The 20834-nt window shown below is 69.4% G+C and carries 16 protein-coding genes and 1 pseudogene; 4 read left to right on the top strand and 13 right to left on the bottom strand.

Annotation, left to right across the window (positions count from 1 at the left end):
• Positions 1-251: 251 nt before the first annotated feature.
• The 7 genes from RT688_RS21495 to RT688_RS21465 all read right to left on the bottom strand — a co-directional run bounded on the left by RT688_RS21495 (position 252) and on the right by RT688_RS21465 (position 9719).
• Positions 252-1280, bottom strand: coding sequence for a TraB/GumN family protein (locus RT688_RS21495; RefSeq protein ID WP_313706876.1), 1029 nt, complete (start codon positions 1278-1280; stop codon positions 252-254).
• Positions 1281-1316: 36 nt separating this feature from the next.
• Entirely contained in the window at positions 1317-2474 is a 1158-nt protein-coding gene (locus RT688_RS21490; RefSeq protein WP_313706875.1) for a glycosyltransferase, read from the bottom strand.
• An 89-nt stretch (positions 2475-2563) separates the two neighbouring features.
• Positions 2564-4369 carry a glycoside hydrolase family 2 protein gene (locus tag RT688_RS21485; RefSeq protein ID WP_313706874.1) on the bottom strand — a complete coding sequence of 602 codons (1806 nt, stop codon included), beginning with the start codon at positions 4367-4369 and terminating at the stop codon, positions 2564-2566.
• A complete protein-coding gene (galK, locus tag RT688_RS21480) occupies positions 4356-5456 on the bottom strand; it encodes a galactokinase (RefSeq protein ID WP_313706873.1) in 1101 nt (366 codons plus the stop codon). Before galK ends, RT688_RS21485 begins: the two co-directional genes overlap by 14 nt.
• Positions 5456-6547 (bottom strand): M24 family metallopeptidase, encoded by a 1092-nt coding sequence (locus RT688_RS21475; RefSeq protein WP_313706872.1) that lies wholly within the window; start codon positions 6545-6547, stop codon positions 5456-5458. The genes galK and RT688_RS21475 overlap by 1 nt, the downstream gene beginning before the upstream one ends.
• The gene (gene galT, locus RT688_RS21470; protein WP_313706871.1) at positions 6544-7641 is read right to left on the bottom strand and encodes a galactose-1-phosphate uridylyltransferase; all 1098 of its coding nucleotides are present in this window, start codon (positions 7639-7641) and stop codon (positions 6544-6546) included. The genes RT688_RS21475 and galT overlap by 4 nt, the downstream gene beginning before the upstream one ends.
• Positions 7642-8186: 545 nt before the next feature.
• Positions 8187-9719, bottom strand: coding sequence for a dipeptidase (locus RT688_RS21465; protein ID WP_313706870.1), 1533 nt, complete (start codon positions 9717-9719; stop codon positions 8187-8189).
• Positions 9720-9832: 113 nt separating this feature from the next.
• On the opposite strand from RT688_RS21465, the gene RT688_RS21460 reads away from it, so the two are divergent.
• Positions 9833-10696: a pirin family protein gene (locus tag RT688_RS21460; protein ID WP_313706869.1), complete on the top strand. Its 864-nt coding sequence runs from the start codon at positions 9833-9835 to the stop codon at positions 10694-10696.
• Between the two features lie 88 nt (positions 10697-10784).
• On the top strand, positions 10785-11819 hold the full coding sequence (locus tag RT688_RS21455; RefSeq protein ID WP_313706868.1) for an asparaginase: 1035 nt from the start codon (positions 10785-10787) through the stop codon (positions 11817-11819).
• Positions 11820-12093: 274 nt separating this feature from the next.
• On the opposite strand, the gene RT688_RS21450 is transcribed toward RT688_RS21455, so the two are convergent.
• Positions 12094-12954, bottom strand: a complete 861-nt coding sequence (locus RT688_RS21450; RefSeq protein ID WP_313706867.1) for a hypothetical protein — start codon at positions 12952-12954, stop codon at positions 12094-12096.
• A gap of 163 nt (positions 12955-13117) precedes the next feature.
• Here RT688_RS21450 and RT688_RS21445 point away from each other — a divergent pair, with 163 nt between their 5' ends.
• Entirely contained in the window at positions 13118-13903 is a 786-nt protein-coding gene (locus RT688_RS21445; RefSeq protein WP_313706866.1) for a hypothetical protein, read from the top strand.
• Positions 13904-14045: 142 nt separating this feature from the next.
• Here RT688_RS21445 and RT688_RS21440 read toward each other — a convergent pair whose 3' ends face one another.
• Entirely contained in the window at positions 14046-15047 is a 1002-nt protein-coding gene (locus RT688_RS21440; RefSeq protein ID WP_313706865.1) for a helix-turn-helix domain-containing protein, read from the bottom strand.
• Between the two features lie 100 nt (positions 15048-15147).
• Here RT688_RS21440 and RT688_RS21435 point away from each other — a divergent pair, with 100 nt between their 5' ends.
• Positions 15148-15582: an MAPEG family protein gene (locus RT688_RS21435; RefSeq protein WP_313706864.1), complete on the top strand. Its 435-nt coding sequence runs from the start codon at positions 15148-15150 to the stop codon at positions 15580-15582.
• Here RT688_RS21435 and RT688_RS21430 read toward each other — a convergent pair.
• From RT688_RS21430 to RT688_RS21415, 4 genes and pseudogenes are all read right to left on the bottom strand, one after another.
• Positions 15579-18308, bottom strand: coding sequence for a GAF domain-containing protein (locus RT688_RS21430; RefSeq protein WP_313706863.1), 2730 nt, complete (start codon positions 18306-18308; stop codon positions 15579-15581). The two genes, RT688_RS21435 and RT688_RS21430, sit on opposite strands and share 4 nt — an antisense overlap.
• 144 nt (positions 18309-18452) lie before the next feature.
• Positions 18453-19337, bottom strand: coding sequence for an SMP-30/gluconolactonase/LRE family protein (locus RT688_RS21425; RefSeq protein WP_313706862.1), 885 nt, complete (start codon positions 19335-19337; stop codon positions 18453-18455).
• Between the two features lie 6 nt (positions 19338-19343).
• On the bottom strand, positions 19344-20393 hold the full coding sequence (locus tag RT688_RS21420) for an aldose epimerase family protein (protein ID WP_313706861.1): 1050 nt from the start codon (positions 20391-20393) through the stop codon (positions 19344-19346).
• A 217-nt stretch (positions 20394-20610) separates the two neighbouring features.
• Positions 20611-20834: pseudogene (locus tag RT688_RS21415) on the bottom strand (hypothetical protein); the annotation flags it as partial.

Here is a 20834-nt window from a genome sequence, read left to right as displayed (position 1 = left end):
GCCACAGCCCGGGCCAAGGTTCGGGCCAGGTCGGAGCCATGCGCGTCGCCGGTTTGCGCTCCGTTCTGCGGCCCCGTTCGCGGTCCCTTTCGCGGCCCCTTTCGCGGTCCCGTTCACGATTCTGGCACGGCGCAGGGTCAGGCACGCGGAAGGCGACGCGCGGCACACCGAAGGCAATGCGGAAGCCCAATCGCAGGCGTCGGCAGGGGTGCGCACGCGCAGTCCGGCGACACGCGTGTTCCACTGTCCGCTCAATACACCCTTTCGACCAGGTAACCGCGTTGCGCGAGCAAGGCCGGCAATCCGTTGTCGCCGAGCAGGTGCAGCAAGCCGACACCCACGAAGATCACGCCACCGCCGTGGGTCATCAAGGTATCGATGTGGGCCGCCATGTCCGCGTTACGCCGGCCCAGGAGCTTGCGCCGTGTGAAGTCGGCAATCGTCGTGCCGCCTGCCGTTGCTTCCGGAAGCAGCGCATCGAGCGCGGCCGGCTCGCCCGTGCGCCAGGCCTCGATGATCCGCCCCGCCTTGCGCAGCACGCTGCCGTCGGCCAGGCCGTCGAGCGTCTCGCGCAGGTAGCGTTCGGATTCGATGTCGTTCATGCTGTCGAACAGCGCCAGCTGGGCGTCCGCGCTCTCGAGCTGGACCACCTTGATGCCGCGCCGGCGTGCCTGCGTCAGGAGTTGTTCCTCGACGCCTTCGCTGCGGCGAAAACCCTCGCGCTCGAGGCGCATGCTCAGCAGCAGGTTGGCGATCAGCCAGGGTTTCAGGTGGGCCATGCTGGCCACGCTGACGCCCTCCGCGTGCAGGGCGTCGCTCAAGCGCGCCAGGGTCTCCGGCGCCAGGCGCTTGCGGATGTCGCCGCCGTCGGGATAGCGCCCATGCCTGGCGACGGCCTGCGTGAAAGCCTCGTTCGCACCCGTATCGAGCTCGACCACCAAATTGTCGGCGCCGGCCAGCACGCGCTGCGCTTCCGGCGCCAGCGGATAGAACGAGGCTTGCCCGACATGGACGGTGCCGAGGAGATAGGCCACCCGGCCATGGCCGCTGATGCGGTAGAAGCCGCCCTGGTGGCGGGCCCGCACCGGCGCCGGTCCCTCGGCGTGCTGCGCGGTTGCGGCATGCGCGGCGGCGTGTTCGCTCGATTCCAGCGGCGCTTCCAGCATCGCGGCGAGCGTGCCCGCCTGCGGCGCCTGGAGCGGCGCCATGGCCAGCAGCGCGGCGAACAGGCGCGCCGGCAGGGCCGCCGGGCGCCGCAACCATGCTCGCCACGCCTTCATGATGCTTCCCTCCCGGCAAGCCTGCCTGCAATATCCTCAGGCGGCCCCGGCCTGGCGCACCAGCGCGCCGGCGGCTTCCTCGTCGGCCTGGGCTGCCTGGGCATAGGCGGCGTCGAGCAGGGCCGCCATCGCCTGGGCCGTGCGTTCCCACGAGGTGCGCGCCACCTGCTCGCGCATCGCCGCCGCCTTCGCTTCGCGGACGGACGGTTCGCGCGCGAGCGCGGCGGCGCAGGCCGCGCCGAATTCCTCGACGCCGTCGGCGATCGCCACCACGGCGCCGTAGGGTCCCACCACGTCCGCGATCGGGGTGCTGACAATGGGCAGCTCGGCCGCCATGTACTCGAGCACCTTGGTCGGGCTGATGAAGCGGGTCGCCTCGTTGATCGCGAACGGCATCAGGCACACGTCCCAGCCGGCGAGGAAGGCCGGCAGCTCGGCGTAGTCGCGCTGGCCGAGGTAATGGATGTTCGGCCGGCGCGGCAGTTCGTCCTCGGTGATCTTCACCACCGGGCCGACCAGCACCAGTTGCCAGTCGGGATGGGCGTCGGCCAGCGCGCCCACCAGGTCGAGGTCGACGCGCTCGTCGATGACGCCGTAGAAGCCGAGCCGCGGATGGGGAATGGCTTCCTGCGCCGGATGGCTGGCCACCGCGCCTTGCGCCTGGCGGAAGTGCTCGACGTCGACGCTGCTCGGGAAGCAGTGCACGCTCGGATGGCGGTGGCGCTTGGCCTCGTACAGGCTGGGGCCGCCGGCGAACACCAGGTCGGCCAGGTTGAGCAGCGCCGACTCGCGTTGCAGCAGCTGGCGCGGCGCCTTCTTGAACGAGGCCAGCTCGTCCATGCAATCGTAGACCACCAGGCGCGGATCGAGCTCCTTGAGCAGCGGCAGCGCCATCGGCGTATAGAACCAGACGATCGGGCGCACGGAAGCCGGCAGCAGGTCCGCCAGCAGCGGCGCGACCAGGGCGATCTGGTCGTCGTGGAAACCAGGCACGTCGATCGGGGTGCGCGGGCGGCACACGGTGATGTTCGGCAGCGGACTGCCGCGTTCGAGCCTGGCCGGCCCTTGCGGGTCGTGCATCGGTTCCTCGACGATCACGATGCGGTAATGGCGCGCGAGCCGGGTGAGCAGGTGCTGCGGACGCTGGAACACGAAATCCCAGCGCAAGTGGCTGAAGACGACGATCGTATGCATGATCTCTCCTTTCGCCCTGTCGGGCGGGCGGTCGGTTGAATGAATCCTCCTGTATTGCGCCCGACCGCCCGCGCGCACGAAGGCGCGCCTCAGGCTGGATCGGGTCCCTTGTCCTCCTCGTCATTGCTCATCTGCAGCGCGACGTTGCGCGTGGCCGCCGAGATCACCTCGAACGGCAGTTTCGGCGTGCGGTCGGCGTTGAGCAGGCCGTTCGCTTCCTGGAAGGTGTCGGCGAACTGGGTGTAGCAGAAGCCGGCGAACATGAAGGTCTCGTTAACCACCTTCAGCAGCGAGCGATACAGGTTGTGGAAGCCCTCGGCCGTGGTCGAGCGCGAATAGCCCCAGGTGCCCTCTTCCGGCTCGCCCTTGGTGTCGAAGGCGATGCCGCCGAATTCGGTCAGCACGATCGGCTGGCCGCGGTGCGGGAAGCCGTCGAGGGTCAGGATGCGCCCGCCCGGACGGCGCTGGTCGAACAGGGTGCGTACCGGGTCCGTGACTTCGTAGCGCGCCCTCACCTTTTCCGGGTCGCAGTCGTAGTCGTGGATGCCGAGGATGTCAGTGGCCGAGGCCTCCCAGCCGTCGTTGCCGATCACCGGCCGCGTCGCGTCCAGCGTGCGCGTCAGGTGGTAGAGCGCCTCGACCGCGTTGCGATGCGCCTGCGTCAGGGTCAGGTTCGGCACGCCCCAGGACTCGTTGAAGGCGACCCAGACGATGATGCAGGGGTGGCTGTAGTCGCGCTCGATGGCCTCGGTCCACTCGCGCACCATGCGCGTGATCGCGCGCGGGCTGAAGCGGTAGGCCGACGGCATCTCTTCCCATACCAGCAGGCCCAGCTTGTCGGCCCAGTACAGGTAGCGCGGGTCCTCGATCTTCTGGTGCTTGCGCACGCCGTTGAAGCCCATCAGCTTGGCCAGCTCGACGTCGCGCTTGAGGTGCTCGTCGGACGGCGCGGTCAGGAAGGACTCGGGCCAGTAGCCCTGGTCGAGCACCAGGCGCAGCTGGTAGGGCCTTCCATTGAGCATCAGGCGGTCGCGGTTGATCGCGAACGCGCGCAGCGCCGTGTAGGAGCGGATGCGGTCGACCACGCGGTTGCCGCAGCGCAGGGTCACCTCGGCGTCGAGCAGCGTCGGGCGCTCGGGGCTCCACAGCAGTTCGTTGCGCGAGTCGTCGATACCGGGGTCGGACAGCGCGATCTTGCGGTTCGCTTCGCCCGCCAGCAGCTTGTAGTGGTCGTCGGCCAGCAGGTGCTCGCCGTGCCAGATCTTGACCTCGACGAACATGTCGTCGCGGATTTCGCCGCCGGCGAAGACCTCGCAGCCGATCTCGAAGGTCTCGAAGATCGGCGTCCATTTCAGCTTGCTGATGAAGGTCTTGTCGACCTGCTCGACCCAGACCGTCTGCCAGATGCCGGTGGTGCGCGGATACCAGATCGAGTGCGGCTCGAGCAGCCAGTCCTGCTTGCCGCGCGGCTTGGCCAGGTCGGCCGGGTCGTCCTCGACGTAGACCGTGACCACCTGCTTGCCGTCGGCATTGAGCGCCGCGGTGATGTCGCAGGAAAACGGCGTGTGCCCGCCCTCGTGCTCGGCCACGCGCTGGCCGTTGACCCAGACGCGCGCGCTATAGTCGACCGCGCCGAAGTGCAGGATGGTGCGGCCCTCGGTCGGGGTCACGGTGAATTCGCGCTCGTACCAGCAGACGCGGTGAAAGCCCGTGTCCTTGATGCCGGACATCCCGGTCTCGGGTGCGAACGGCACCTCGATCTCGTGGGTCCACGCGGTGATGTCGCCCGGCAGCTTGAAACGCATCTCGTCGTCGAAACAGAAGCGCCACTTGCCGTTCAGGCTCATCCAGTTGTCGCGCACCAGTTGGGGACGTGGATATTCAAACTGACTCATTGTTTTCCTTTCTTTCAGGCGGAACCGGGATCAGGACGCGGCCCTGGCGGCCGTCCTTGTCGTTGTATTGCGCCAGCGCGGCCTCGGCCGCCCGTGCGGCGCAGCCGGCGCGGCACAGCGCCACGCAGGCGCCGCCGAAGCCCGCGCCGGTCAGCCGCGCGCCGTACACGCCGTCCTGGGCGCGCAGCAGTTCGCACAGTTCGTCGAGTTCCGGAATCGAGACTTCATAGTCGTCGCGCAGGCTGGTGTGGGAAGCGTTCATCAGCTGGCCGAAGCGCTCGGCCGACACGCCCTCCAGCGCCTCGAGCACGCGCAGGTCTTCGGTCACCACGTGGCGCGCGCGCCGGCGCAGCGGTTCGGGCAGGTCCTCGACCAGCCGGGGGTCGGTGACGTCGCGCAGCGCCCGCACGCCGAGCTTGCGCGAGGCTTCCTCGCATTCGGCGCGGCGCTCGTTGTACTTGCTGCCGGCGAGCTTGCGCGCAATGCCCGAGTCGACCACGATGATCTCGGCATCCGCAGGCAGCGGCGCCAGCCGGTGTTCGAGCGAGCGCGCGTCGATGAACAGCATGTGGCCCTCGTCGGCCAGGCTGGAGGCCATCTGGTCCATGATGCCGCAGTTGACGCGCGCGTATTCGATCTCGGCGCGCTGGGCGATGCGCGCCAGCTTGACGTCGTCGAGCTCGAAGGACAGCAGCTGGCGCAGCGCGCGCAGCGTCGCCACCTCCAGCGCCGCGCTCGAGGACAGGCCGGAGCCGACCGGCACGTCGGTCGACACCCAGACGCGCAGCGGCGGCACCTGCACGCCCTCGGCCTCGACCAGGCGGATGCAGCCTTCAATGTAGCTGCCGAAGCCCTGCGGCGCGCTGCTGTCGGGCGCAAAGGTGACGTGGGCGTCGAGGGTGCTAGAGTAAAAATGGAAATGGCCGTCGCCGCTGCGCGCCAGCGCCACCGTGGTGCGCTGCGGCGTCGCTACCGGCAGCATGAAGCCGTCGTTGTAGTCGGTGTGCTCGCCCAGCAGGTTCACGCGTCCGGGTGCGGAGGCGTTCGCCTCGGGCGCGCCGCCGAAGAAGGAATCGGTCGTCAGCATCAGGTCATCTCCAGCCAGAGTGGCCGCTGGCGGCCATGCACGTTCACGGCAGGCCATTGCGGGTCGTACGTCAGGTTCTCCAGTCCCTGCGGGCCGAGGAGAAACGTATCCTCGATCTTCAGACCGGCGAAATTGGGGTTGAATGCGAAGGCCATGCCGGGCTCCAGCCCGGTCGCCGTGCTGGCCGTGGCCACCAGTTCGCGCGCCAGGTAGCCGGTGATGCCGCCCTGGTGGTGCTGGTTCAGGGCCTCGGCGCGGTCGGCGTGCTTGTAGGCGGCGTCGAAGGCGTGGTACACGGCCGACAGCGATTTGCCGGGCGCGACGGCGGCCAGGCCGGTCGCCTCGACTTCCATCAGCGCGGCTTGCTCCTGCGGCGCCGGGCCGAAGCTGACGAAGCGGGTGAGATTCGCATACAGGCCGTGGCGGCGCGCGCAGAACACCAGCATCGCGCGCGAACCGAGCGGATCGAACGAAGGCGTCGGATGGCGGTACAGGGGCAGGCGGCGCTCGCCGGCGGCCAGCACCAGGGCCGGCTGGATGCCGCGCCGCCACAGGGCCTGGGCGCCGGCGCCGGCCAGCTGGTATTCGGTCCACTCGGGCCGCGCCGCGCGCAGCACCTCGCTCATCGCCTCGGCCGCCTCGCGCCCCAGTTCGCGGTAGCGCGCCTGTTCGGCGTCGCCCAGCACCAGGCGGCGCAGGCGCAGCGCGTTCGGCAGCGGCTGCTCGCCGTTGTGCGGGCGGTCCGACAGCACGCCCCGCTCGCCGGCCAGCCCGAGCACGTAGCGCTCGCGCAGCTCGACCTGAGCCCAGGGCGAGACGTGGAAGCTGAACCCGGCCGGCACCTCTTCCTCGCGCAGGCGCTCGGCCTCGATCTCGTCGGTCAGGATGCAGGCTTCCTCCTGCGTCACCAGCACCTCGGCGACACCGACCTCGGCCGCCTGCAGCACGGCGCTCGAACCGCCGCCGGTGACCCAGGCGAACCAGTCGATCCCGCGCAGCCGGATCGCGGCCGCGCCGGACCTGGCCAGGCAGTCGCGCAGCAGCGCCAGCTTGGCCTTCACTTCGACGGCGCGCAGTTCCGGTGCGCTCATGCGTCCTCCTCCAGCGACACCTGCACCGCCTGCAGCTCGGCCGCCGTGTTCTCGGGCAGCACGTCCATCGCGAACATGCCCGCGCCCAGCTCGGTGCCGGCCAGGTACTTCAGGCGTTCGCGCGAACGGTAAGGCGGATAGAACTGGGCGTGCAGCTGGGTCTCGGGATGCCCGGCGCCGTCGGTGGGCGCCTGGTACCAGGCCATCAGGTAGGGGAAAGGCCGGTCCCACATCTTCTCGTACTTGAGCAGCACGGTCTTGAGCGCGCGCGCCAGCGCCGGGCGCTGCTCGTCGCTGAGCGAGGCGAAGTCCTTGCACGGCGCGGTCGGCATCACCCACACCTCGTAGGGATAGCGGGCGCAGGCCGGCACGAAGGCGATCGCGTGCTCGTCCTGGTAGAGCACGCGGCGGCCGTCCTCGGCCTCGCCGCGCGCCATGTCGCACAGCAGGCTGGTGCCGTGCTGCAGGTAATACTCGCGCTCCTGGGCCAGCATGCGCTCGGGCACCTGGGGCACGAAGGGATAGGCGTAGATCTGGCCGTGCGGATGGTGCAGCGTCACGCCGACCTCGCTGCCGCGGTTCTCGAAAGGCAGTACGTACTGGATGTGGTGATTGCTGCCGATGCGCGTGGTGCGGTCGGCCCAGACCTTGAACAGCAGCTCGATGCGCGACAGCGGCAGGTGCACCAGGGCCGCGTTCGGATCCTGGGTGAACACCACCACCTCGCAGTGGCCGTTGGCCGGCGCGGTCGGCACCGTGCTCAGGGCCGGCGGGTCGTGCGACTCCAGCGCCAGCGAAGGGAAGCGGTTGTCGAACACCGCGACCTCGTAGTCGCCCTGCGGCAGTTCGGTCGGATTCGCCGGGTCGGTGGTCACCGCCAGCGGGTTGTACTGCGGCGGCGGCTGGAAGGTGCGGTTCTGTCTGAACCCGGCATAGGTGACCCACTCGCCGCGCAGCGGATGCCAGCGCAGGTGCGGGTTCGCGTTCATCGGGTCGGGGAAGGGACTGGGCGCGATGAGCCCGTCCGGTATCGGCTGGTTGCTGTAGAGGGTGAGATGTCGTCCGTCCGGCTTGATCAGTTCTTTGCTATGCATGGCATCGTTGAATGTCGGGCAGTACACAAACGATCGCGGGCAAAACACGCTTCGCGAACGCGGCTAGGAGAGGATCCTAACATGGCGTTTTCGCCACATTTTCCGCGAAGAACAGAGCCATTTTCCGATAGTTAATGACTCATCGGAAGCGGCGTACAGGCAACAAGCCCCATGTGGCGGCGTCTCCTATGGAGAGCAGGACAAACCGATGGGCTGGAGACAAAGTTACCGAGAGGATGTAGGCATAAACCTACAGAATGAATAGACGTATTGACGGTGTTCGATAAGACGAACTCTTACAAGCTCAGCAGTGGTCCAGCAGAATGAACACCGGTGTTTCGTAGGGTGGGTACTGGTACCCACGCGGGGTCACGGTGCGATCAGCTTCGTAGGGTGGACACCTGTGTCCACGCGGGTCATCGACGGAGAGCACGCGGTGTGTCGTCTCAGGGACAACGCCGCGAGCAGGGTCCTCCGGCCGATGCCGGGTCAATTCACATCGTGATACCGCGTGGACACAGGTGTCCACCCAACAAGCCCCCCGTCTACTTCGCCAGCTCCGCCAGCACTGCCGTGTACATCTGCAAATTCAGATGCAGCTGCTTGAGCGTGATGAACTCATGCTCCGAATGGCCCGTGTGCACCTTGCTCGGCATCGCCGGCCCGAAGCTGACCGCGTTCGGGAACAGGCGCGAGTTGGTGCCGCCGCCGATGGCGATCGGCTTCGGGTCCTTGATGCCGGTGAAATAGGAAAACACGTTCATCAGGACCGGCAGCTGGGGCGCATCCTTGCGCACCCAGGGCTCGCCGGTGCGCACGACGATGTTCGACAACGGCAGGTTGCGGCCCTGCCACTGGGCCAGCGCGGCGTTCACCTCGTTGGTCAGCTGCTCGATGCTCTTGCCCTGCGGGCGGCGCAGGTTGAGCGAAACCTCGATGCCGTCCGCGCGCTGGCGGATCACGGTCGGGGCCACCGTCATCGGGCCCATGAAGCTGTCGCGGTAGGCGATCGCGCCGAACTTCTCGCCGTACAGGCCGGTCCCCACCAACTCGTTCAGGTAGTTGACCACGGCGCCCGCCGTCGTGTTCGGCCAGGGCCGCACCGCCAGCGCGTCGGCCAGCATCGCGACCGCGTTGACGCCGTCTTCCGGCTTCGACGAGTGCGCCGACAGGCCATGCGCGCGCACGTGCAGGTCGCTGCCCTTCCATTCGAATTCGTAGCGCATCCCGTCCTGCTTCGCGCCGCGCGCCTTGACCTGGGCTTCGAGCGCGGGCGTGGCGTTGGCGACGACGGCGCTGGCGTCCTCGGGAATCTGGCTGTTGAAGAAGCCGCCGGCAAAGGCGGCAATGTGCGGCTCGCCCGCGCCTGGCACGGCCGCGCCGGCCTTCGGCAGGGTCACCGCGATCGTGCCGGAAGCCTTCTCGGCCACCACCGCCGGATACTCGGCGTCGAGGGTGATGTTCATCTGCGGCGGCTCGTGGGTCTTCAGGAACTCGACCAGCGGCTCCCAGTTCGACTCCTCGCCCATGTACACGTAGAGCTCGATGCGCTTGGACAGCGGCAGCTGCTGGTCCTTCAGCGATTTCATCGCGTACAGCGCCGTCGCGATCGGGCCCTTGTCGTCCTCGGCGCCGCGCGCCAGCAGTTTACCGGGCTCGCTGGTCTGGTCCAGCTCGAAGGGCGACTTCTTCCATTTCGACGGGTCGACCGGCTGCACGTCGCCATGGGTCACGATGCCGACGCGCTCCTCTCCCTGACCCATGCCGATCACCACCACCCAGCCATGGTCGGCGACATCGAAACCGAGACGCTCCGCCTCGGTCTTCAGGGCGCCCTTGAAGGCGATGTGCTGGGGATCGCGGTCCGAGGGAAGGTTCGGGTCGGCCACCGTGTTGTAGCTGACCAGCTTGGCGAGGGTGTCGACCACCGCCGTGCGGTAGGTCGTGACGGCGTACTTGGCGGCCTTGACGGCGGCCTCGCCCGGGACGGGATGGGCGGCTTGGACATTGTCCGGGGCGTCGGCGAAGGCGTGCGCCGTGCAGGCCAGCAGCAGGCTGGCGAGTAGGGTTCTTTTCATATTCTGCCGTGTCTCCATTGCAAAGGCGCAACGAGTCTAGCACAGCACCTTGCGGCAGGCCGGCCGCCAATACGGTATCGTGACAGGCATCGAAGAACAACCCGAGAGCAGCCATGAGCGACAAGAACGTACGCCGGGTCCACCCGGCCCTGCGCGACGATATCGGCGACCTGGTCACCCAGCGTCCGGTACCCAGCCCCCATCTCGACCAGGTCGATCCCTTCCTGTTCCTGAACCACCACGGCCCCCAGACCTATCCGCCGCACAACCGCGGACTGCCCTTCGGGCCGCACCCGCACCGCGGCTTCGAGACCGTCACCTTCATCCTCGAGGGCATGCTGATGCACAAGGACAGCGCCGGCTACAAGAGCGTGATCCATGCCGGCGGCGTGCAATGGATGACGGCCGGCAGCGGCCTGGTCCACGCGGAAATCTCGCCGCGCGAATTCCTGGAACACGGCGGCCCGCTGGAAATCCTGCAGTTGTGGGTCAACCTGCCGCCGCACCTGAAGATGACCCAGCCGGCCTATACCGGCCTGCAGAGGGACGACATTCCCGCCCTGGCGCTCGATGGCGGCAAGGTGAGCATGCACCTGGTCGCGGGCGAATGGGAAGGCCAGGCCGGCCCGGTGAAATCCCTGACCGGCGTCTTCATGAGCACCATCGCCTTCCAGGCCGGCGGGCGCCTGCGGGTGCGCAACCTGGCGAACCGCAACGTCTTCCTCTACATCGTGCGCGGCGCCCTGCAGGTCGGCATCGCCGCGGACCGCGTCGGCGCCTGCCACCTGGTCGAGCTGAGCGACGAAGGAGACGAGGTCGAATTGTTCGCGCCGGAAGACGCCTTCGTGCTGTTCGGCCATGCCGAGCCGATCGGCGCGCCGGTGGTGTCGCACGGCCCCTTCGTGATGAACACGCGCGCCGAGATCGAACAGGCGATCCGCGACTACCAGGCGGGCCGCTTCGGCGCACCGATGTAAGCGCAAGGAACGCCGGCGCGGCCGTGGCGCTGCGTCGGCGCGGGCTGGATTAGAGTAGACGGGTCAACCACTTCCGCGAGACCCGAGCATGCAAGCTGTTGCCTCCGTCGTACCACTCGTCGCCACCACGCGTGGCTATCCCTCCACCGGCTACACGGTCGAAAACGTGCACGCCGGCTCGGTCGCCGTCGTCGACAAGGACGGCCGCCTGCTGGCCTGGGCCGGCGACCCGCAGTACCAGGCCTTCACCCGCTCGGCCCTGAAGCCCTTCCAGGCCCTGCCCTTCCTGCTCTCCGATGGTCCGGCGAAGTTCGGCCTGGCCGAGGAAGAGCTGGCGCTGCTGTGCGCCAGCCACTCGGGCGAGGAAAAGCACCTGGCCGGCGTCCATGCCATCCTCGACAAGATCGGCATGAAGGTGGAACACCTCGAATGCGGCTGCGCCGTGCCGCTGTACTACGATTTCGTGAACCTGCCGGCGCCGATCGACCGCCAGTGGACCGCCGCCCATCACAACTGTTCGGGCAAGCACAGCGGCTTTCTCGGCTGGTGCCGCCTGCACGGCGCCCCGACCGCCAACTACGTCGCCCCCGACCACCCGCTGCAGCGGGCGATCCGCGCCGCCCTGGCCGACACCGTCGACCTGCCGGAGTCGAGCATGCCGATGGGTATCGACGGCTGCTCGGCGCCGAACTACGCGCTGCCGCTGGCGAAACTGGCGCATCTGTATGCCCGCCTGGCGCAGGGGCCGGGCGACGCGCGCCTCGGCCAGGCCCTCGGCCCGCTGTTCGACGCCATGACCCACCGCCCCGACATGGTGTCCGGCACCGAGCGCACCGACCTGGTCTGGATGACCGCCGGCGGCGGCGACTGGGTGGCCAAGGTGGGGGCCGACGCGGTGCAGGCCTTCGGCATCCGCTCGGCCGGGATCGGCATCGCCATCAAGATCGCCGACGGCAACAGCCGCGGCATGCACACCGTCACCTACAACGTGCTCGACCAGCTCGGCCTGCTCGACGACGCCAAGCGCACCGTGCTGGAGCGCTTCCGCCGGCCGGAAATCCGCAACGCGCGCGGCACGCCGGCGGGCGACATGCGGCCGCTGTTTACGCTGCAGCGGGCCTGAGCGCTCCGCAAATGCGCCGTAGGGTGGGCACGCCGTGCCCACGCGACACGCGCCGCAATGTTGGCTTTGTTACGGACGAAACCGCCGTGTCATCGTCAGCGTTATCAATGATCATTCGGTAGCGCTACCAATCCTCATCCAGCGCGGCACAGCACATTGTCAGCACAAATCATGCTTTCGCGTGGGCACGGGGTGCCCACCCTACGGAACTGGCTATCGGTACGCACCGTTCCGCGTGGGCACGGAGTGCCCGCCCTACGGGACACGCTACGGTTCACTCGATCATCCTTCTGATCATCCCCGCCAGCGGCGCCAGCACCGCCTCGTCCTGCCAGTAGGCGCTGTGCGACAGCGGGTTCCAGCTCTTCAGCACCCAGGCCACCGCACCCTGGCCGGCATTGATCGCGCGGTCCTGCACCAGCAGGCGGTAGTCTTCGGACAGCGGCTGCAGCGGCCAGCCGAGCACGTCATCCGGGTCGTACAGGTTCAGCCACTGGAACATCGGCGTCGGCGGTGCGATGGGCTTGATGTGCATTTCCTTGTGCGCGGCGACGAAGATCGGGATGTTGCAGCCGGTGGTGAGCAGGCCGGTGCAGATGCCGCCGGCCAGGTAGTGTTTTTCGCGCTCGCTCAGCACGCGCCCGACGGCCGCGCGCGCCCAGCCGTCGATGTCGCGCCAGACGCCGGCCTGGACCAGGCCGCCGGCCAGCGCCTTCTGGGCGTCGTACAGGTAGCTCGACAAGACCTGGCAGCCCAGCGAATGCGCCAGGAAGACCACCGGCATGGCCGGGTTGGCGGTAAAGGCGCCGAGCAGGTTGCGCGCGATTTCGCCCTGGGCCAGCTCGTAGACCGAGCCCGGGATCTCCTTGCGGTTTTCCAGCCCGGCGGCGTCGGCGAAGCCGAACAGCATGAACTTGCGCAGGTCGTCGTAATGGACCTTGCTCTGGCGGTCGACGCGGCCCCAGATGGTCTGCTCGTTCTTCTGCAGGATGGCCTGGTAGTAGACCGAATAGCAGGCCAGCCGCTCGCGCAATGCCGGCCCGAGCCGCGCGCGCATCTGCCCGAACACGCTCGCCGCGTAGTCGCGGGGCGTTTCGCCCATTCCGTGGACGGTGACGAGTGCAACAGTGGGCATGGCGGCCTCCCCGGGAGAGATGTCGGAATTTCCCGCACCTTTGAGGTAAATTCCTGATGCCAGCTTACCACCACGGAAGGCAACGGGACCGCACGCACGCGATGCACCGAGGCGAACGCCGGACAGTACAATCGGCAACCATCGCCTGCCGTCCAGGACCACCATGACCGACCTACTGTTCCCGCGCCACGCCGACGCCATCCGCGCACTCGCTCTCGCCCGTATCGCCACGCCCGCACAGATTCCCGCCGAATTCCTGCTGGCGCGCGAAGGCCGCTACAGCGTGCACTACATCCCCTTCGAACACGTGAATCCGCGCGCGCGGCTGGTCGTGGTCGGCATCGCGCCCGGCTTCGCGCAGTGGAAGAACGCGATGGCGGAAGCCCAGCACCAGCTGGCGGCCGGCGCGTCGACGGAGGCGCTGCTGCGCGCCGCGCGCCTGGCCGGCGCCTTCAGCGGCGCGATCCGGCCCAACTTCGTGGCCCTGCTGGACGCAATCGGCATGCAGCGCTGGCTCGGCATCGCCAGCTGCGCCAGCCTGTTCGGCCCGGATGCCGACCTGGTCCACATCGGCGCCATCCTGCGCCATCCGGTCTTCGTCGACGACAGGAACTACAGCGGCTCGCCCGGCATGGCGAAGGTGCCCTTCCTGCGCGAACAGGTGCTGCGTTATTTTGCGCAGGAAGCGGCGCAGTTGCCGGATGCGCTCTACATTCCGATGGGCGCCAGCGTGGCCGAGGGGCTGGACTGGCTGGCCGATGAAGGCGTCATCCGGCGCGAACGCATCCTGCACGGCCTGCCCCATCCGTCCGGCGCCAACGCCGAACGGGTGGCCTATTTCCTCGGGCGGAAGGCGCGCGAGACGCTGTCGGCCAAGACCAATGCCGGGCAGCTCGACGCGGCGCGCGACAGGCTGCTGGGGCAAATGGCGGGGCTTCTGAAAACCTGAGGCGCGTGGTGTCGATCGTGGTTTGAACGCGTGGGCGGCGTGGACGGTGCGAGGACGCATGTGACCGTAGTGTAGCCGCCCACCCTACGGGTCTCTATACCGCAACGACATGCCTACGCGCGGCCCGCGCGCCGCCCACGCCCTACCGCACCAACGCAAACCGCTGCCGATACTCCCGCGGCGTCAGCGCAGCCCAGCGCTTGAACACCTTGCTGAAGGTCGCCGCGTCCCCGTAGCCGCAGCGGGCGGTGATCTCCTCCAGCGGCAGGCTTGTCGTCTCGAGCAGCGCCTTGGCCCGCTCCACGCGCAACTGCTGCGCATATTGCACCGGGCTGACGTCCAGCGCCTGCTGGAAGCGGCGCAGCAGCGTGCGCTGGCTGGTCGCGCAGTGCTCGGCCAGCTCCGCCATCGTCCACGATCGGTCGAGCCGGGCATTGAGCCAGCGGCGCGCGCGTTCGATCGTCGGGTGGCCGGCCTGGGCCACGATGGCGTCGGCCACGTAAGGCGCCTGGCTGGCGCGATTGGCGTCCATCACCATGATCTTGGCGGTCAGCTGGCGCAGCTCGTCGCCGCCGAAGCGGCCGACCAGCCACAAGGCCAGGTCCAGGGTCGAGCCGACGCCGCCCGAGGAGACACAGGCGCCGTCCTCCACCACCAGCGCCTCGGCGTCGAGCGCGACGCGCGGGAACTGCTGGCGGAACCAGGCCGCCAGCCACCAGCTCGTGGTCGCGCGGCGGCCGTCGAGCAGGCCGGTGCGCGCCACCAGGCTGGTGCTGGAACAGCTCGACACCAGCAAGCCGCCGCCGGCCGCGTATGCTTTCAGCGCCGCCTGTTCCGGCGCCAGCGCGTCGAGGGTGCGCGCCAGGTCGTGGGAGGATTCGTGCGCGATGCCGGGCACGACCAGCGCATCGATGCGCGCGCCGTCGAGCGGCGCCAGCGCGAACGACAGGCCGTCGACCGCGAGCGATGGCTCGCCGCGCGCGCCCAGCCACAGGCCCTCGAAGCGCACGCGCTCGGCCGCCGGGCGATAACCGGACAGGGTATTCGCGATGCGCAGCACGTCGAGCGGCAGCACGGCGCTGCTGCGCAGGCAGCCGGGAAAGGCCAGCACACCGATGCGGATGGTGCGGGGCGGGTTCTTCATTTGGCGAATTACACCATAACATTGTCGTTTCCGCCAATGGCCGGGCAGGCCGGCGCCTTCGATAATCGTCCCGGTCGCCACAACACACCACGGAGAACCGATGACCACCCATCCCGCCTGGCAGGCTTTCGTCTGCGCCCTGATCGCCCTGTTCGCCAAGACCACCGCCACCAGCCTGCTGCAGGTCGCCACCCGGGTGCGCACGCGCGCCTTCGTGCTGCCGGAAGACGCCGCGATGCTGCGCCTGCGGCCCGTTCCCGAGGAAGCGGCGATCGTGCGGCGTTGCGCCGCGGTCTGGCGCAACGACGTCGAGAACCTGCCGCTGTTCCTGGCGCTGGCCCTGGCCTGGACGCTGTCGGGCGCGCAGGCCGTCGAGGCCTGGCTGCTGTTCGGCGCATATGTCGCCTTGCGCTACCTGCACACCGGCGCGTATCTCGCCGGCCTGCAGCCCTGGCGCGCCCTGCTCTACCTGGCCGGCCTCGGCGTGTGCTGGACCATCGCCGCGCGCCTCGCTTTACGCGTGCTGGGAACCTAGTGTTCCGGCGCCGGCGCCACCGTCTGCAGGATCTTCAGCAGCGCCGCCATGTCGATCGGCTTGACCAGGTGGTGGGCGAAACCGGCTTCGAGCGCCCGTGCGCGGTCGCGCGCCTGCCCATAGCCGGTGGCGGCGACCAGCACCGTGTGGCGCGTCTCGCGCTGCCCGCGCAGCAGGCCGGCGAGCTGGTAGCCGTCCATGTCCGGCAGGCCGATATCGACCAGCATTGCGTCCGGCCGCTCGCTCGTCGCGCGGCGCAGCGCCGCCATCGCGGTGTATTCCACCATCACGGCATGGCCCTGGGCCTTGAGCAGGGTCGCCAGGCTGTCGGCCGCGTCCTCGTTGTCGTCGACCACGATCAGGCGCAGCCGGCGCTTGCGCTCGGGCGCCTCCACGCCCGGCGCATGCACGCCGGCGGCGCCCACCCCGGCCGGCGCCGAAGCCTCCCCCGCCGCCAGGCAGGGCAGCTCGATCGTGAACACGCTGCCCTTGCCCACGCCGGGGCTGTGGGCGGCCACGCTGCCGCCGTGCAGCTCGATCAGCTTCTTCACCAGCGCCAGGCCGAGCCCGAGGCCGCCCTGCGAGCGCGCCAGGGTGCGCGCGCCCTGGGTGAACAGTTCGAACACGCTCGGCAGCAGCTCCAGCGGCATGCCCGAACCGTTGTCGCGCACGCGCAGGCGCAGGCGCTGGCCGTCGCATTCCAGCTCGGCGCCAATCGCCCCGCCTTGCGGCGTGTACTTGGCCGCGTTGTTCAGGATGTTGGCGACCGACTGGATCAGGCGCGTCTGGTCGCCGCGCACGCGCACCGGGACAGGCGGCAGCGCGACCTCGATGCGGTGGTGCTTTTCCTCGATCAGCGGCCGGGTCTGGTCGAGCGCGCTGCGCACGACGTCGCGGAAGTCGACCTCGCCCAGCTGCAGCGTGACCAGCCCGCGCGTCACCCGCGATACGTCCAGCAGGTCGTCGATCAGGCGGCTCATGTGGCGCACCTGGCGCGAGATGATGGCGCTGGTCTGGCGGATGCGCGGCTCTTCGGCGAACTGGATGTTCAGCAGGCTGGCCGAGCTGCTGATCGGCGCCAGCGGGTTGCGCAGCTCGTGCGCCAGCATGGCCAGGAACTCGTCCTTCATGCGGCTCATGCGCTCGGCCTCGACGCGCGCCGTGCGCTCGCTCTGCAGCAGGGCGTCGCGTTCGAGCGCCGACTTCTGCGCCACCTCGTACAGGCGCGCGTTGTCCATCGCCACCGCGGCCTGGGCGGCGACGCCGGCGACGATGCGCTCGGTGCGCTCGGTGAACACGTCCGGCTCCGGATGGCCGAAGATCAGGCCGCCGAGCACCGAGCCGGAACGCGAGACCACCGGCACCGCCAGGTAGCTGCGCACCGCCAGGTGCCCGGCCGGCATGCCGTGGTGCGGACCGGCCTGGCCATAGCGCGGGTCGCGGGTGATGTCGGCGCTGCGCAGCGCCGCCTGGCCGTGGAAGGTCGGATTGAACAGCCCGGTCGGACGCGGCTCGCCCAGCTGCGCGAAGTCCTCGCGCGCGGCGCCCGAGAGCGTGTAGAGCTGCATGACCTCGCCGTGCTCGCCGACGCCGTTGTAGAAGAAGGCGCCGAAGCGCGCGCCGCTCAGCTGGGTGCCGGCGTCGGTGATCGCCTGCAGCAGGGTGTTCAGGTCGAGCGTCGAGGCCAGCGCCTGGCCGGTGCGGTTCAGCACCTCGAGGATGCGCGTCTCGTCGCGCAGCGTCTCTTCCACGCGCGCGCGGCGCAGCGCCTCGCGCGTGTGGCGCGCCACGTGCTCGGCCAGCATCACTTCGCGCTCGCTCCAGTCGCGCGGCTGCGGCTCGTGCAGGTAGAAGATCGCCGCCAGCCGGCCGCCCTCGACGATCGGCACGATGATCATCGCGCGCGCGCCGATGCTCGCATAGCCGGCGGCGTAGGGCGCCGCGCGCGCGTCGGCCGCGATGTCGTCTAGGCGCAGCACCTTCCCCTCGCGCAGCTGTTCGATGATCGCCGGGCCGAAGCTGTCGAGCGGGCGCGTCTCGCCGGCCAGGCTGGCGATGCTGCCGTCGGTCCAGTCGCGCTCGACGCTGACGACCTCGCCGGCGGCGTCGATCTCGCCGTAGCCGACCCGGCCCACCGCGAAGTGCCTGCCCATCAGGCTGCTCGCGGCTTCCATGATCGCGACCGGGTCGGTCAGCGCGCGCAGTGCGGCGCTCAATTTGAGCTGGAAGCCGTGCTGCTGCGCCGCCAGCACGCTGGCGGTGGTATCGGTCAGCACGCAATACACGCCGGCGCTGCGCTCGCCGTCGTGCACCGGCGAGAACGACAGCGTCACGTACAGGCGCCGCCCGCCCTTCCCTTGTTTGCTCCCGTCGCTGAACTGCACGTTCTCGAGCAGGAAGCTCTTGCCGGCCAGCGCGCCGGCCACCACCGGCATGACGGCGGCCCAGTCGTCGGTGCAGACCTCGGCCAGCGGCCGGCCATAGGCCTGCGGATGGCGCTCGCCGAGCAGCGCGGCGCAGGCGTCGTTGTACACGACGCGCAGCTCCGGCCCCCAGGCCACGAACATCGGGAAGCGCGACCCCAGCATCAGGTCCATGATCGCGCGCAGCGGCGCCGGCCAGGTCTCGCGCGGGCCGAGGGGCGCCTCGGGGCGCGCAGGCGGAAGAACGCCGCCTGGCTCGGCACCGGCGGCACCGGCAAATGCGGAATCGATCGCAGAATTCATTCAGGTCCCTGTCGTCACCGCGCGCCGGCGCGCGGCTTATCTTCTAGTCAAATGATTATATCCGCCACAGCGAACTTTTAACATTTGGCGCTCAGCCGTGATGGCCGCATGCGGCGCGGGTAGAAGGAACAGGAAACGGCAGGCTCAGAGGCGCGACGGCAGGCGCCCGAGAAAGCGCTGCTCGGCCAGCCCGGACATTGCGGGCGCCAGCGCCAGGACGCCGCCCGCATCGCGCGCCGCGGCCAGGCGCCTTCCGGACAGGCCCTCGAAGGTCGCCGTCACGAACAGCGTTGCGCATCGCGGACCGCCGAACACCGGCCAGGCCGGCTGCGGCGCCGCCAGCGCCAGCACGCGCTCGATGCTGCCGTCCGGCGCAAAGCGCACCAGTTGCGCGGCGCCGCGGCGGGCACTCCAGACATGGCCGCCGGCATCGACCGCCGCCCCGCCCGGCGCGCCGGGCGCCGCGCCGGCGTCCACGAACAGGCGCGGCTGCGCGATCTCGCCCGAGCACGGGTGGTAGGCGCAGCGTTGGATCGCCCCGGCCTGCGCATCGGCGTAATACATCGTACGTCCGTCGGGACTGAAGCAGATGCCCGCGGCCAGCCCAGCCTCGCCCAGCGGCAGGCGCTCGATCGACAGGTCGTGGTTCAAGCGGTGGAAGCCGCCGCGCGGCGCCGGCGCGTCGTCCGCGCCGGTGCCGAACACGAAGCGGCCCTGGCGGTCGCAGCGGCCGTCGGCGACGCGTGTCCGCTGACCAGCGTCGACCTCGCCGACATACACCAGCGCGCCGCTCGCCAGGTCGAGGACGGCCAGCCTCGTGGCGAAGCCGAGCAGGAGCCGGTCGACGCTGGCCGTAAGCGCGAAGCAGCCCAGGGGTTCGGGCAGGCGCCAGGCCCGCGTTTGCCCCGTGGCCGGGCTCCAGGCCCGCAACTGCGCCGCCGCGCCATCGCTCCACAGCAGGCGCCGGGTGCGCTCGCACCAGAGGGCGTAGCCGGCCTGCTCGCGCACGGCGGGCGGCGCCGCCTCCATGGGCGGTTACCTCTCCACCGAGAACCGGAAGCGCGACTCGGTCTCGTAGACCTCGCCCGGGCGCAGGATGGTGTTCGGGAAGGCCGGCTGGTTCGGCGAATCCGGGAAGTGCTGGGGCTCCAGGCAGAAGCCGCCGCGGTAGCCGTAGACCTGCCCCTTGCCGTGGAGGGAGCCGTCGAGGAAGTTCCCGCTATAGAACTGCACGCCGGGCTCTTGGGTGAACAGTTCCAGCACGCGGCCCGACACCGGCTCGACCACGCGGGCGGCGCGCGTGAGCAACTTCGCGGCCGGCTTGTTCAGGGCGTAGCAGTGATCATAGCCGCCGCCGTGGCGCAGCTGTTCGTCGTCGTCCCCGATGCGCTCGCCGATCGCGCGCGGACGGCGGAAATCGAAGGGCGTGCCGGCCACCGGCGCCAGCCGTCCGTAGGGGATCAGGTCGGCGTCGATCGCGACGAAGGCGTCGGCGTCGATCGTCAATTGGTGATCGAGGATGGCACCGCCGCCGGCCAGGTTGAAGTAGCTGTGCTGGGTCAGGTTGACCGGCGTGGCGCGGTCGGTCACGGCGTGGAAGCGCACGGCGATCTCGTTGTCGTCGGTCAGCCGGTAGCGCACCGTGGCGTCGAGCGTGCCGGGATAGCCCTGCTCGCCGTCGACGCTGCGGTAGGCCAGCACCAGCTCCTCGCCCTCGATGCGCGCCCGCCACGGCACGCGGTCGAAGCCCGGGGCGCCGCCATGCAGGTGGTTCTTGCCGTTGTTGACCGGCAGCCGGTAGTCCTGGCCGTCGAGCGTGAAGCGCCCGCCCGCGATGCGGTTGCCGTAGCGGCCGATCAGGGCGCCGAAATAGGGGCTGTCGCCAAGGTAGGGAGCCAGCGTGTCGAAGCCGAGCGCCACGTCCTGCAGCGCGCCGGCGCGGTCGGGAACGTGGATCTCGGTGATGATGCCGCCGAAGTCCAGGATCCTGACGATCATGCCGCTGGCGTTGGCGAGCGTGAAGACGGTGACCTGCTCGCCGTTGGGAAGTGTGCCGAAGGGGGCTTGCTGGATGGGGGCTTGCACGGGTGTCGGTCCTCCTGGTCAAGGTGGTCCGATGCTAGCACGGAGACGGCTGGGGTTTGCGCAGCTTTGCCTGTGGGAATGGAGCGGGCTGCGGGCGCGCTGGCGCGTACGGCGTGGGTTCGAGAACCCACCCTACGCCTCTTTCAAGACCGGCAATGAAAAAAGGGCCTGCGCGGTGCAGGCCCTTCCCTTCACTCGATCAAGTAGCGAGGCGAGATCAGAACTCTTCCCACTCGGCCTCGGCGCTGGCCTTGGCGGCCGGCTTCGATGCCGGCTTCGACACTGGCTTGCGGGCCGGCGCGGGACGGGCGGCGGGCGTGGCCAGTGCCGGACGGGCCGGCGCGGCGTGCACGAGCGCGGTGGCCGGCTGCGCCACGGCGTGCGCGTCGATGCGGAACACGCTCACCGCCTCGGCCAGCTTGCCGGCCTGCTCCTGCATCG

The organism is Massilia sp., from assembly GCF_032106685.1.
Lineage (GTDB): Bacteria > Pseudomonadota > Gammaproteobacteria > Burkholderiales > Burkholderiaceae_D > Telluria.
The sequence above is the reverse complement of the archived record's forward strand: the minus strand, read 5'-3'. Positions and strand labels throughout refer to the sequence as shown.